12 protein-coding genes are annotated in these 12,903 nt (G+C 72.4%); 2 read left to right on the top strand and 10 right to left on the bottom strand.

All coding sequences use genetic code 11. From position 1 onward, the window contains the following. Positions 1-270, bottom strand: a complete 270-nt coding sequence (locus AC1DWC_RS04050) for a hypothetical protein (RefSeq protein WP_477906281.1) — start codon at positions 268-270, stop codon at positions 1-3. Beyond that, positions 263-901: a TetR/AcrR family transcriptional regulator gene (locus tag AC1DWC_RS04055; protein ID WP_477906282.1), complete on the bottom strand. Its 639-nt coding sequence runs from the start codon at positions 899-901 to the stop codon at positions 263-265. Before AC1DWC_RS04055 ends, AC1DWC_RS04050 begins: the two co-directional genes overlap by 8 nt. Positions 902-1,013: 112 nt before the next feature. Here AC1DWC_RS04055 and AC1DWC_RS04060 point away from each other — a divergent pair, with 112 nt between their 5' ends. After that, positions 1,014-1,883, top strand: a complete 870-nt coding sequence (locus AC1DWC_RS04060) for an alpha/beta fold hydrolase (protein WP_477906283.1) — start codon at positions 1,014-1,016, stop codon at positions 1,881-1,883. Positions 1,884-2,045: 162 nt separating this feature from the next. Then, complete coding sequence (locus tag AC1DWC_RS04065) at positions 2,046-2,546, top strand: hypothetical protein (RefSeq protein WP_477906284.1); 501 nt, start codon at positions 2,046-2,048, stop codon at positions 2,544-2,546. A 241-nt stretch (positions 2,547-2,787) separates the two neighbouring features. Here AC1DWC_RS04065 and AC1DWC_RS04070 read toward each other — a convergent pair whose 3' ends face one another. Genes AC1DWC_RS04070 through AC1DWC_RS04105 form a run of 8 tightly spaced genes read right to left on the bottom strand, consistent with a single transcriptional unit; the run spans position 2,788 to position 12,903 of the window. Beyond that, entirely contained in the window at positions 2,788-3,021 is a 234-nt protein-coding gene (locus tag AC1DWC_RS04070) for a hypothetical protein (RefSeq protein ID WP_477906285.1), read from the bottom strand. Positions 3,022-3,076: 55 nt separating this feature from the next. Next, positions 3,077-5,257, bottom strand: coding sequence for an MMPL family transporter (locus AC1DWC_RS04075; RefSeq protein WP_477906286.1), 2,181 nt, complete (start codon positions 5,255-5,257; stop codon positions 3,077-3,079). Beyond that, complete coding sequence (locus tag AC1DWC_RS04080) at positions 5,254-5,949, bottom strand: formyltransferase family protein (RefSeq protein WP_477906287.1); 696 nt, start codon at positions 5,947-5,949, stop codon at positions 5,254-5,256. Before AC1DWC_RS04080 ends, AC1DWC_RS04075 begins: the two co-directional genes overlap by 4 nt. Continuing rightward, the gene (locus AC1DWC_RS04085) at positions 5,946-8,975 is read right to left on the bottom strand and encodes an amino acid adenylation domain-containing protein (protein ID WP_477906288.1); all 3,030 of its coding nucleotides are present in this window, start codon (positions 8,973-8,975) and stop codon (positions 5,946-5,948) included. The genes AC1DWC_RS04080 and AC1DWC_RS04085 overlap by 4 nt, the downstream gene beginning before the upstream one ends. A 31-nt stretch (positions 8,976-9,006) precedes the next feature. After that, positions 9,007-10,047, bottom strand: a complete 1,041-nt coding sequence (locus AC1DWC_RS04090) for an NAD-dependent epimerase/dehydratase family protein (RefSeq protein WP_477906289.1) — start codon at positions 10,045-10,047, stop codon at positions 9,007-9,009. After that, positions 10,044-10,337 (bottom strand): hypothetical protein, encoded by a 294-nt coding sequence (locus AC1DWC_RS04095; RefSeq protein WP_477906290.1) that lies wholly within the window; start codon positions 10,335-10,337, stop codon positions 10,044-10,046. The genes AC1DWC_RS04090 and AC1DWC_RS04095 overlap by 4 nt, the downstream gene beginning before the upstream one ends. Beyond that, positions 10,334-11,995 (bottom strand): fatty acid CoA ligase family protein, encoded by a 1,662-nt coding sequence (locus AC1DWC_RS04100; protein ID WP_477906291.1) that lies wholly within the window; start codon positions 11,993-11,995, stop codon positions 10,334-10,336. The genes AC1DWC_RS04095 and AC1DWC_RS04100 overlap by 4 nt, the downstream gene beginning before the upstream one ends. Continuing rightward, a complete protein-coding gene (locus AC1DWC_RS04105) occupies positions 11,992-12,903 on the bottom strand; it encodes a beta-ketoacyl-[acyl-carrier-protein] synthase family protein (protein WP_477906292.1) in 912 nt (303 codons plus the stop codon). Before AC1DWC_RS04105 ends, AC1DWC_RS04100 begins: the two co-directional genes overlap by 4 nt.

Here is a 12,903-nt window from a genome sequence, read left to right on the forward strand (position 1 = left end):
TCAGTGGGGGAGCCGGGACTCCAGTGTGCGCGTGAGGATTTCGCACGCGAGGTTCCAGCCGGCCGCCACGTCCGGGTTCAGCGCCACGCCGTAGTCGGCGAGGGCCGGGGCGGCGAGATCGGCAATCTCGTCGTAGCCGACGCGGGTCTGCGCCAGTTCGATGACGTCGAGGAGCAGTCGGATCCGGTCGCCGTCGCCCATCGGCAGGCAGGCGCGGTCGGTGAGGCTGAGGGGCTCGTCTGTGCCGGCCGGATCGGTGGACTCAATCATGGCTCACCGCCGTTTCGTGCGTCGCCGCAGTGTCGTTCGTCGCCGCGGTGTCGGGAGACGTCGCGGCGAGGGCCGCCCGGGTGGCCGCGACGACGCTCGCCCCGGCGGCCTCGAGGGCCTCCGTGCTGCGTTGCGCCCGGCTGAGCACGAAGCCGCCCTCGAGCCCGGTGATCAGTGCGAGGGTCAGCGATCGGGAGGTGGCCGAGTCGAGCCCCCAACGGGCGAACCGGGGAACCCCGGCCCGGACCCAGCCGTCGAACACGTCCGCGGTGGCCCGGCGCAGGGTGTCGTTGGTGCTCGCCACCTCGAGGGCGACGGTGGCGATGGGGCAGGCGTCGGCAAAGTCGGTCTCCACCAGGGTCCGGGCCGCGCCGGTGAACACCGCGGCGACGCCGCTGAGCAGGTCCGGAGCCGGATCCATGATCTCGGCGAAGAGGTCGGCGTACGTCGCGCCGGACGCGCGGATCGACTCGTCGGCGAGCTGCTCCTTGCCGCCGGGGAAGAAGTGGTAGATCGACCCGAACGGTGCGTCCGCCTCGGCGGCGATCCGCTTGAGTCCGGTGCCCGCGTAGCCGTTGCGCCGGAGCAGCTCGGCGCTGCTGTTCATGATCCGAGTCCGGGTGTCCGGCATGGTGATTCCCTCCCTGTCGCGCGGTGGGAACGAAACGGCCGTTGCGTCCGTAGTGCCTGTGACCTAGCCTACATTAGAACGATCTATCTAATCGTTGCCGAGGGGGCGCACCGTGCGCACAGTCGAGCTGTCCGTGGGAACCGTCGAGTACGAGGACACCGGTGGCGCGGGGCCGGTCATCGTGTTCCTGCACGGACTGACCATGGACGGGACCCTCTGGCGCCACGTCGTCGACGACCTGCGTGAGGACTTCCGGTGCATCCTCCCGACCTGGCCGCTCGGCGGGCACCGGTTGCCGATGCGGGCCGATGCCGACCTGTCCTTGCGTTCGCTGGCCGTGCTGATCGGGGAGTTCGTCGAACGGCTCGGCCTCGCGGACGTCACGCTGGCGCAGAACGACTGGGGCGGTGCGCAGGTGCTGGTCGCGAACGGCGACACCTCTCGCATCGGACGGCTCGTCCTCACGGCCAGCGAGGCCTTCGACAACTATCCGCCCCCGCCCGCGCGGCCGATCGTCGCGGCTGCCCGCGTCCCGGGTGGGTTGTTCCTCGCAATGCAACTGATGCGGCTGCGGGTGATGCGGCGGTCACCGCGGGCCTGGGGTGCGATGAGCAAGCGGCCGGTGCCGACCGAGGTGATGGACGGGTGGTTCGGTCCGGCCACCCGCTACCGGTCGATCCGGCGCGACCTGCGCAAGTACGTGACATCCGTCCCGAGCCGACAGGTGCTGGGCGAATGGGCCACCGCGGCAGCCTCGTTCGAGGGTCCGGTGCTGGTGGTGTGGGGGACCGAGGACGTGGTGATGCCGCCCGAGCACGGTCGCCGGCTCGCCGAGACGTTCCCGCGCGCGAGGCTCGTCGAACTCGACGACTGCTACACCCTGATCCCCGAGGACCGCCCGCGTGAACTGGCCGCGGCGATCCGCGACTTCCTCGGGGCGGTCGACGATCCACCCGGGAGTACGGGAGGAGCGGGGACGTGAGGGCCGCCGCGCGGTTCCGCTGTTCCAACCAGTCCGGCCGCTTTGTCGCTAGCCTGGGACGAACCGGACGTAGCGGATACCGACGGGCCCGTCACGTGAAGCTACTGTCGCGCAAGGTGCGACCCGGACACCCCGGGACGGTTGCCGAGAGAAGGGGCTTCAATGAAGAAGCTGCTGAAGTCGTTGTCGGAGACCGAGAACGTGCTGGTGCTGGAGACGAAGCGGGACCACCTGCAGGGTCTGGACGAGGACTCCCTGATCGACCTGCACACCCGGGTGCGCAAGGCCCGCAACAAGCACGCCAAGGTCTACCGGCGTGAGGCCGCTGCCGCGGTGACCGACAAGGCGAGCCGGGGCGCGGCGGGACGGACCACGACTCGAAACGCCGCCAGGGTCGAGGTATTCGAGCAGGCGCTCGGTCGGGTGAGTCGTCGCCTGGGCGCTGTGGCCAAGGAGAGCGCCGCCGAGTTGAAGCGAGAGCGACTCGCGCGGGCACGCCAGGACGCCCCGGACTTCGCGGGCAACGGCACCGGCCCGGATTCCGCGGGTCCGCAGGGCCGGGTGAACAAGAAGTCGAAGCAGAAGTCGGCGGGCCGTAAGAAGCGGGAGGCGTCCGACATCGCCGCCGGCGTCAAACGTCAGGCCAAACGCGACAGTTCGTAGCACCGAGGGCCGCCCGCTCGCGTATGGTCAACTCCGCCTTGACCAGTTCGTATTGAAGGAGCCCACAATGGGAAGCGTCGAAACCATGCTCACCGCCGTCCTGATCGGCGTTGCCACCAATCTCGTGAAGGACCTGATCGGTTCCTGAGCTGGTGTCGAAAGGCCCCCACCCTCGTTCGAGGGTGGGGGCTTTCTCGTCTCCCGCCCCGGCAGGGCGTGGGGTGCCGGGGGAGCGGACTCCTCAGACCACGCAGATCGGGAAGATGACGTTCGGCCCGAGGATCGGTAGCAGCCCGACCGGTGCGCACGAGAGGACAGCGCCGAGCGGACCGAGCTGGCCGAACAGGACGACGGGGTGGACCGCCTCGGGAGCCGGGGCCGGGGCCGGGGCCGCCGCTGCGACACCGGGTCCGAGGGCGATCAGGGATGCGGCAGCCGTTGCTGCCAGTGCGAGGCGTAGCGCGGTCTTGTTCATGGCGGTCTCTCAGCGGCGTGTAGGTGGTGACTGTCCGGCCCGCCCCGGCCTGGGCCTACGGCGGAGCAGGTGTTCGGCTGCCGGTTTTGGCGTCGTGTTGCCCACTGACGTTGTGTTGTCCACTAACACTGCGCTCTGACGTTGCCGATGGCAACCACGCCGGCCGCCACCAGTTGGCCTCGCCCATGAGCTTCACCAGGGCGGGGACGAGCAGCATGCGGACCAGCGTCGCATCGAGCACGAGTGCGATCATCATGCCGATTCCGATGAACCGCATCGGAGTGAGCGTGGAGAGGGTGAACGCGCCGGTGACGAGCACGAGCAGCGCGGCGGCCGCGGTCACCACCCGGCCGGTCCTGGTCGTGCCGGCCAGGATGGCGTCGTCGGTGCTCGCGCCCTGCTGGTGGGCCTCGACCATGCGCGAGATGAGGAACACCTCGTAGTCGGTCGAGAGTCCGAAGACCACGGCGATGACCAGTACCACCATCCCGGCCGCCAGCGGACCCTGGCTGACGCCGAGTACTCCGGCGAAATGGCCGCCCACGAACACGGTCGTCAGGATCCCGAAGGTGGCACCCAGGCTGAGGAAGGCGACGAGCACCGCCTTGACCGGCAGCACGATCGACCCGAACCCGAGGAACAGCAGCACCAGCGTCGCGAGGACCATCACCGCGATCATCAACGGCAGCCGGTCGACGATCGCGTCGACCCCGTCGGCGGTGATCGCGGTCATCCCGCCCAGCATCACGTCGGTGTTCGCCGGGGCGTCGACGGCACGTATGCCGGCGAGGGCGTGCATCGCCTGCTGGGACCGGTCGGGCACCGACAGCTGAGCCCGGAGGAGGGTCACGTCCTCGCGGGTCCCGGCGACGGCGACCTCGGACACGTCGTCGACCGCGGCGATCTCGCGGCGCAACCCCTCCACCCCGAGCGCGGCCGGTGGTTGACCGTCGGCGCCGCGGACCGCGACGATGACGCCGCTGTTCGCTGCAGGGAACTCGGCGGCCACCTGCTCCGCCGTGACCCGCGCTGCGCTGCCGGGCGGGAGCGCGGTGTGGTCGACGTCGGTCAGCGTGATGCCGAGTATCGGGGTGGCCAGTACCAGCAGGGCCGCGGTGACGGCGGTGGCGGTGGCGAGCGGCCGCCTCAGCACGCTCCGGGTGACGCGGCCCCAGAATCGTTGGGCGCGGGCCTCGCCCCGCGCGAAGGCGTCCCGGCGCCAACTGCCCGCGCCGATGCGGGGTCCGAGGAGGACCAGTGCCGCTGGGAGCGCCGTCAGCGACAGCGCCGCGGCGACCGCGACCGCAGACATGGCGCCGTAGCCGAGTGACCGGAGCGAGACCTGAGGGAACACCAGGGTCCCGGCGAAGGCGCAGATCAGCAGGACCGCGGAGAAGCCGACGGTGCGGCCGGCCGTGGCGAGCGTGCGGGCCAGGGCGCCGTCGACGTCGGCGTCGTCGCGGGCGAGTTCCTCGCGGAAGCGGCTGACGACGAACAGCCCGTAGTCGATGGCCAGGCCGAGCCCGAGGAGGGTGGCGATGTTGGCCGCGAAGACGTTGACGTCGGTGAACTCGACGATCAGCCGCAGGCTGGCCATGGCCCCGAGAATCGCCAGCCCGCCGACGGCCACCGGCAACGACGCGGCGACCAGCCCGCCGAAGACCAGCACCAGGACCAGCAACGTGACCGGCAGGGACAGCGACTCGGCGACCACGAGGTCGCGTTGGGACTGCGTGTTGATGTCGGCGGCAAGGGCGGCGAACCCGGTGATCTCGGTGTGCACGCCGGGCACCGACAGGTGCGGGGCGATGTCGGCGAACGCGACGATGCGCTGGTCCTCGTCGCCCGCCGCGAACACCACGGCCAGTGCCTTCGTCCCGTCGGCCGACCGGAGTGAGGAGGCGGCGGCCGGGGTGTTCCAGTAGGTCAGCACCGGCTTGTCGAGCAGGGCCGGGTCGAGGGTGTCGAGACGGGCCTGCACCGCGGGTCCGATGTCGTCGAGACTCTGGCCGTCCGGGGCGGTGTAGACGGCGACGACGTCCGGGCTCTGGCGGCCGAACAGGTCGTCGACGAGCCGCTCGACCTGCATCGACTCGCTGCCGTGGTCGGCATACCCGCCGGAGCCGAGTCGCGACGACACCGACGCGCCCCACGCGCCGGCGGCGACGACGAAGCCCACGGTGAGCAGCAGGACGATCCACGGGCGCCGTGCCACCGCCGCGGCCCACCGGGTCATCGGGCGGCGCCGTCCGGCGATCGCTGCCCGGCAGTGGCCGCGGCCAGGTCGGGGTACAGCGGGGCGAAGACGCCGAGCGAGGCGGCGCGCGAGAAACCGTCGGTCCCGCGGCGGGCGGCGATGTCCGCGAGTTGGCGACGGCCGTAGTAACCGGCGGGCTGCGTCGACGGCGGCATCGGAGACAGGGTGTTCTCGACCGCCGCGGTGAGGTTGCGTACGAACACCGAATGGCAGGCCCGCAGCCCGGCGAGCATCACCTCCTGGAACCCGTCCTGCGGCGCGATCGGGAACCGTTCGATGTCGAGGACGGCGCCGGTGTCGATGCCGCCGTCGACCTCGTGCAGTGTTGCGCCGTAATGCGTTTCACCGCCCAGCAACGCCGCGGCGATGGCGATCTCCGGTAGGCCGCGGTACGCCGGGAGTGGGCCGTTGTGGATGTTGTAGATCCGCAGGCCGGAGCCGAGCAGCTTCGGCCGCAGGATGGTCTCGTTGTTGATCGACCACATCAGATTGTCCCGGCAGGCAGCCGTCACGGTGGCGGCGTCGTCGTTGACGTCGGTGGTCCGCAGTGCCGGAATACCCTCCGGGACAGCTTCGTCGGGGCCCACGCAGACCAGGTCGACCCGGTGTCCGGCGGCGTCGGCCGCGCGCACGGCCCGCCACAGCAGGGCGCCCCGACCGACGAAGATCACGACGCCGCCCCGGCGTCTCGGGCCGCGACCGCGGCGGCGTGCACCCGGGCGAGGGTCAGGTGGTGGACCAGCCCCTCGAGTTGCGCGACGAACCGGGCTTCGCCGGCCGCGCCGACGACGGTCCTGGAGACCTGCGAGAGCATCTCGAGGGAGGACAGCGAGTCGCCGCCGAGCGCGAAGAAGTCCGAGTCCGGTGTCAGGCGCTGCGGGCCGATCTCGAGGACCTTCGCCCAGATGGCGGTGACGCGTCCCAGGTCCGGGTCCGCGTCGTCATCTGGCATCGGGGCGGCGTCTCGCGGGCCGGCGGCCTCGCCGGCGCCGGGCAGCCGGGACAGGTCGAGCTTGCCGTTGCCCGTCAGCGGGAGGTCGTCGACGACGTGGATCGCCGCCGGGATCATGTACGTGGGCAGGCGTTCGGCGAGGAAGCCCCGCACCGCGTCGACGTCGATGCCGCCGTCCGCAACGAGGTACGCGGCGAGGACGTTGCCGCCGCTCGGGCCGCGCCGGCCGGCCACCGCGGACCGGCCGATGCCCGGGAACCGGTCGAGCACGGCCTGGACCTCGCCGGGCTCGACGCGATTGCCGCGGACCTTGACCTGGTCGTCGACGCGGCCGACGAAGTCGAGCACCCCGGAGGGCAGCAGGCGGGCCAGGTCCCCGGTGCGGTAGGCCCGGACGCCGCCCGGCAGGACGACGAACCGCTGCGCCGTCAGCTCCGGCCGGCCCAGGTACTCGCGGGCCACCTGGGGGCCACCGAAGTAGAGCTCGCCGATCTCGCCGGCCGGGACCGGCCGCGCCTGCGCGTCGAGCAGGTACACCGGGGTGTTCGTCGCCGGCGTGCCGATCGGGACCGACGTCGCGTCGGGGTCGGGGTCGGGGTCGGGGTCGGGGTCGATCAGGTGTGAGGTGCACACGATGCTGAGTTCGGTGGGGCCGTAGCTGTTCTGCAGGCGCGCGCCGGGCCCGAAGAACCGGCGTGCCGCCGCGGCCAGCCCCGGCCGGAGTTGCTCCCCTCCGATGATCACGGTGCGCGGATTCGGCGGGTCGACCTCCAACCCGACGACGACCTCGAGCAGGCTGGGGGTGAGCAGGAAGGTGTTCGCGACGCCGTCGCCGACCATCGACCGCAGCGACACGTGCGAGATCTCGCCGGGCACCAGGGTGACGGCGCCGCCGGTCAGCAGCGCGCCGAAGAACGCCGCGCAGGCCATGTCCGCGGCCGGCGTGTGGTGGTGTGCGAACCGGGTCTGCGGCCCGAGCAGGTACCAGTCGGTGGCCGAGTCGACGAAGTTGACCACGCCGGCGTGGGGGACCAGGACGCCCTTCGGCTGCCCCGTCGACCCGGACGTGTAGGTGACGAACGCGATGTCGTCACCGCAGATCCGTTCGCGGACGGGGTGATCGGTGTGTTCGGGGAGATCTTCCAGGACGAGCACCGGTACGTCTGCGGTGATCCGGTCGCGGTGCGGCCGCGCCGCGAGCAGCGCCCGGGCCCCCGAGTCGGCAACGATCGCCGAGAGCCGGTCGGCGGGGTGCTTCGGGTCGAGCGGGAGGAAGGCCGCCCCGGCCCGGAGGATGCCGAGCTGGCCGGCGACGCCGTCGACGCTGCGGTCGGCGAGGATGGCCACGATCGAGCCCGGCCCGGCGCCGTGGCCGCGGAGTTCCGCCGCGATCGCGTCGGCCCGGCGGTCGAGTTCCCGGTAGGTGTGCCGGCCGGCCGGTCCGATGACCGCGACCGCGTCCGGGGTCAGTTCGGCGTGCCGGCGGAACCGGAGGTCCGCGTTGTCGGCGGTCGCGGTGGTGATGGTCTCCACGGGCAGGGCGGGCGCGAGGTCGAGAGCCGGCGCGGGGTCGTCGACGGTCAGCGCGGCGGCCACCCGGTCGAGCAGTTCGTCGAGGCGGCCCGCCACCTTGTCCCCGGCCCGGCAGGACACCGTGATCTCGGTGCTCCCACCGGATTCGAGGACCACGAACGACATCGGCACCAGGCCGGTGTGGACCGGGAGTGCCCGGACGCTGGCTGCGGTGAAGCCGGGGGCGGACAGGAGTTCGGGGTCGACGTCGCCGGCATGCGAGACGATCGCGGCGACCAGGTTCCGGTCGGTGTGGGCCCCGAGGCGATGCGCGGCCTCGAGGATCGCGCGGGTCACGGCCGCGGGCAGCTTCGCCAGGCCGCCGTTGTCCATCTCGTTGAGCTCGCGCCCCTCGACCAGGCCGACGAGCAGTTGCGCGTTCACCTGGGACCAGGACTGGCCGGGGGCGACGTCCAGGAACAGGGGCAGCGCCAGGTTCGCGGTCGAGCGGATCGTGGGGTCGTGGCGGCGCAGGTCGACCGGGACCATGATCCGGGTGGGCCGGCCGACGGCGTCGGCGAGGACCGCCGAGATCCGAGCGACCGCGCCCGTGGTGGTGCCGGGCACGGTGCGGTGACGCCAGGTGAAGCGGGCGTCGCGCGGCGCCCGGCCGGTGACGCCGAGGGGTGAGCGACGGGTCGGCACCAGCGTGGTGGGCTTGCCCCGCATGCCGATTCGGGCGACGAGGTCGTGGTCCGCGGTGGGATCGGGCGCGCCGACCGGGTCCTCGCCCCGCAGTACCCGGAAGACGTCAGCGGCCCACGTGCCGAGTCCCTTCGCGTCCATCACGCCATGGAAGGCGCGGAAGACGACGGTGGTGGCCTCCCCGTGCAGCAGCACCACCTCGGTGGTGGCCTGCGGGCTGAGCCCGAGCTGCCGGCGCAGGACAGGGCTGGCGTCGAGGTCGGTGAAGTCGATCTCGGCCGAGTCGACGACCTCGACGTGCGGCGCCGCGCCGGAGTCGACCCAGGTGCCGGCGCGGCGCACCAGCCGGGTGCCGGGACATGCGGCGGACGCGCGTGCCACCGCCGCGTCGAGGTCGTCGGGATCGAGGTCGCCGGTGCCGGTGACGACGAGCTGGATCGCGAACGGCGGCGCCAGCGGCTGCGTTGCCAGGTACAGCCGTTCAGTGGCCGAGACGGGTCGCTGGAAGGTGGGGACGGTCGTGGTCACGGGCAACCTCGGTTCGGCGCGGGTGGTGGGGTCAACGGAGATCACGGGTGAGCGTGGCGAGGCCGCCCTGGCGGTCCACCCAGTCCCGGAACTCGGCCATGCCGGCGGCGCGGTCGACCACCGGGGCGTACCCGAGGTCGCGTCGGGCGGCGCTGGTGTCGAAGGTCGACGAGCGGGTCATCAACGCCAGCACGTACATCGAGAGCGGCGGCGAGTACCGGGTCGCCAGGTAGGGGATCTTCCAGACCAGGTCGAGGACTCGGACCGCGGACCGGACCACCCGCGGGTCGGCCGACCGGTCCGGCATCTCGAACCCGAAGTCCTGCGCCACCTCGGCCATGTACGGCCAGATGTTGGTGACCTCGGCGTCGGCGATGAAATACGCCTTGCCGCCGACGGTGTCGGATTCCGCGGCCCTGACGCAGGCGTCGACGATGTTGTCGACGTGGCACAGCGACGCGAGGACGTCGCGGCCACCGGAGAGGTTCGGCAGGGTCCCGGCCCGGGCCCGGCCGAGGAGCCGCACGATGGGACCCGAGCGGTCGCCCGGTCCCCAGATCGCCCGCGGTCGCAGCGCGCAGGTGGTGAACCCGTCGGTGTTCGCGGCCAGGACCGCCTGCTCGGCGGCGGCCTTGGTCTCGGAGTAGAGGTTGAGGAACCGGGTGGGGTAGGGCGCCGACTCGTCGAGGCCGAGCTGGTCGCCGCCGTCGTAGCTCATCAGCGCGCTGGGGCTCGAGATGAAGACGAAGCGGCGGGCGCCGTTGGCCCGCGCCGAGGCGAGCAGTTGCGCTGTGGCGTCGACGTTCTCGCGCTGGAACTGGGACCGGACACCGCGTTCGTCGACCCGGGCGGCGCTGTGGACGACGACGTCGACGCCGCGGGTGGCGGCATCGAGGGAGTCCGGGTCGGCGAGGTCCCCGTAGACGAGAGTCATCGCGGAGGTGTCGCCGAGGTCGGTCAGGATGCTGCTGCGGCGGACCAGTATCGAGACCTGGTGCTCACCGTCGTCGACCAGGCGGCGGGCGAGGCGGCCGCCGAGGAATCCGGATGCCCCGGTGACCAGGATCCTCACGGGTTCGTCTCCTTCGTCGAGGAACCGGGCTGGGTCTTCCACCAGGTCATGCCGAACGTCATGGTGAGCAGGGCGGTCGCCAGCGGCGCCCGGTCGCCGCCGGCCACGCGGACCGCGGCCGGGACCTGCGCGGCGTGCACCACGACGCTGAGGACCGCGTCGAGCCACCAGGCGGCCCGGGCCAGCGGATGCCGCAGGGGCCGTCCCCGCAGGGCCCGACCGGCCCCGAAGGCGAGGTAGAGCCACCCGAGGATCGGAATCATACGGAGCAGGGCGATTTTCGGCGTCACGACTGCGCTCCTCGGGTGAGGCGGGTGGCGGCCCAGACCGCCAGCTCCTCGCGGCCGATCTTGGCGTTGTGGCGGATGTCGACCGGAAACTGCGGGTGGACCAGGAACCGGTCGATCTGCGCGGTGAGCGGGAACCGGGCACCGCGCTCGCGCAGGCCGTCGAGGACGGCGGCGGCGTCGGCGCCGGGGGACGTCTCCACGCACAGGACGGGACGCTGGGCGCCGCGGTCGCCGACACCGACCAGCGCGGTGCGGGCCACGCCCGGCGCGGCGTTGAAGACCTGCTCCACCTGCACCGGGTGCAGCGTCACCGCGCCGGTCTCGACGCGCTGGGACTTGCGGCCGCAGAACCAGATCCGGCCCTCGTCGTCGATCCGCCCGAGATCGCCGGTGCGGTGCCAGGTCCGGTCGCCGTCCGCGATCTTGCCGGTCAGGTTCGCGGCCGCCGGCCAGTGGTAACGGGTGCTGACGTTCGGGCCGCTGACGACCAACTCCCCGATGGCGCCGCGCAGCGGTTGGGCCTGCGCCCAGCCCTCGAGCGGGGCGTCGGTGACGGCGATGACCCGGACCTCGACCCCGTCCACCGGCCGGCCGATGCAGGTGCCGTCGCCGCTCTGGGCGCGCTCGATCAGGCCGTCGAGCAGTTCGCGCGACTCGATCGTGGACATCGGGATCGCCTCGGTCGCACCGTATCCGGCGTGGACCTGGGCGTCGGCCGACAACACCTCGCGCAGACCGGTGACGACCGCGGCCGGCACCGGGGCGCCGCCGGAGAAGACCGCACGGACGGTCGGCATGACCACCTCGTGGGTCCGGGCGTGGTCGAGCAGCGGGCCGAGCAGGGCGGGGGAGGCGAACATGGTGCGCACCCGGAACCGGTTGACGGCGTCGACCACGTGCCGGGGGTCGGTGTCACCGACCTTGCTCGGGACCAGCGGCGGCAGCACCACCTGGGCGCCGAGCAGCAGGTACAGGACCCCGAACATCGGCAGCGTCACCAGGGCGGATTCCTCCGCGGTGACCGCGGTGACGGCCTGCGTCTGGGTCAGCATCGCGGCGAGGTTGCCGTGGGTGAGCTCGACGGCCTTCGCCGGCCCGGTCGACCCGGTGGTGAAGGCGATCATCAACAGCTCGTCGTCGCCGGCCGGTGCGGTCGGCGGTCGCTCGCCGACGGGCTTGCGGCCGAGGCCGGCGAGGGTGTGCCCACCCCAGAACCAGCGGCGTCCGACGGTCACCTTGGCGCCGACCCCACGGAACCCCCGCCGGAACAGGACCCGCACCGCATGCGCCTGGGGCAGCCCGACGAAGGCCTGCGGGTCCACCGCGGCGAGGCAGCGAAGCATGGGACGCAGCCCCATGCCGGGATCGATCACCACGGGGACGGCGCCGGCCTTGAACAGCCCGAACAGGATCGCGTACAACTCGGGACCGGGGTTGACCAGCACGATCGTCCGGACACCGGCCGTCATGCCCGCGGCGGCGAACCGCTGCGCGAGGGCGTCGGACCACTGGTCGAGCTCACCGAACGTCACGTCGGCGTAGTCGGGCAGTCCCTCGGCGGCGGCGCCGGCTGCGGACGTCACCGCCGGGGCACCGGGCCGCCGGCGGGCCGTGGCGGTGAGTCGGTCGAGCCAGTTGTCCGTCAATGCGGCGCTCATCGCCCGGCTCGGCCGGACGGCATCCGGTACACGGTGGCCGCGGCGCTGGGCCCGGCGCCGGCCGCCACGAACAGGACCCGCTCGACGCCGTCGAGCCGACCGGCGCCGACGGCATGGTGGTAGGCCAGGGCCAGGGCGGCGGTGTGTGTGTCGCCGGTGACGTGGTCCGCGGTGCCGGCGTCGTCGACGGCGCGGATGCCGACCTTCGCGGACAGCGCGGCGCGGAATCCCGGCGTCGGCCGCGAGGAGATCAGCACGGTGGTGGCCGGATCGCAGTCGGTGGCGTCCAGGGCGGCGGTCGCCGCGGACAGCGCGACGTCGAGGACGCGGGCCTCGAAGTCGTCGGACCGCCGGACGGTCATCGCGCTGCGGCCGGTGACGCCCATCGTGTCGGTGTCGACGAAGCCCTCGACGGCGGCCGGGCCGTCGGCCAGCTCGACATGCAGGGGGCCGAAACCGTCTGCCCCGTCGGTGTGTTCGAGCAGGAGCGCCGCACCGGCGGTGGCGTACGGGAAGTCCGCCGGGGCGTCGGGTCCGGTCATCGACGGATGGGTGTCGCCGGAGACAACCAGCACGCGGCCGGCGCTGCCGGTGGTGAGCAGCGCGGACGCGACCTGGACGGCGTTGAGGACGCCGCAGGCGCCGTTCATCAGGTCGAACGAGAACGACCGGGGGTCGTGTTCGTCGTACTCGAGCCCGATCCCGGCGGCCTTCTGGATCAGCGCGCCGATCGCCGGTTCGACGGTGTTCGAGTCCCGGTAGATGCCGGTGTTGATGAGCACCCCGATGCTCTCGGGGGCGACGGCGGCGTCGGTGAGCACCGCACGCACGGCGCGGCCGGCGTGCTCGATGCTGCTCGCGGTGTCCGTGTCGTGGCTGGCGCCGGTTGCCGTGATGACGATACCCAT

The organism is Rhodococcus sp. P4_C10 (assembly GCF_056402135.1).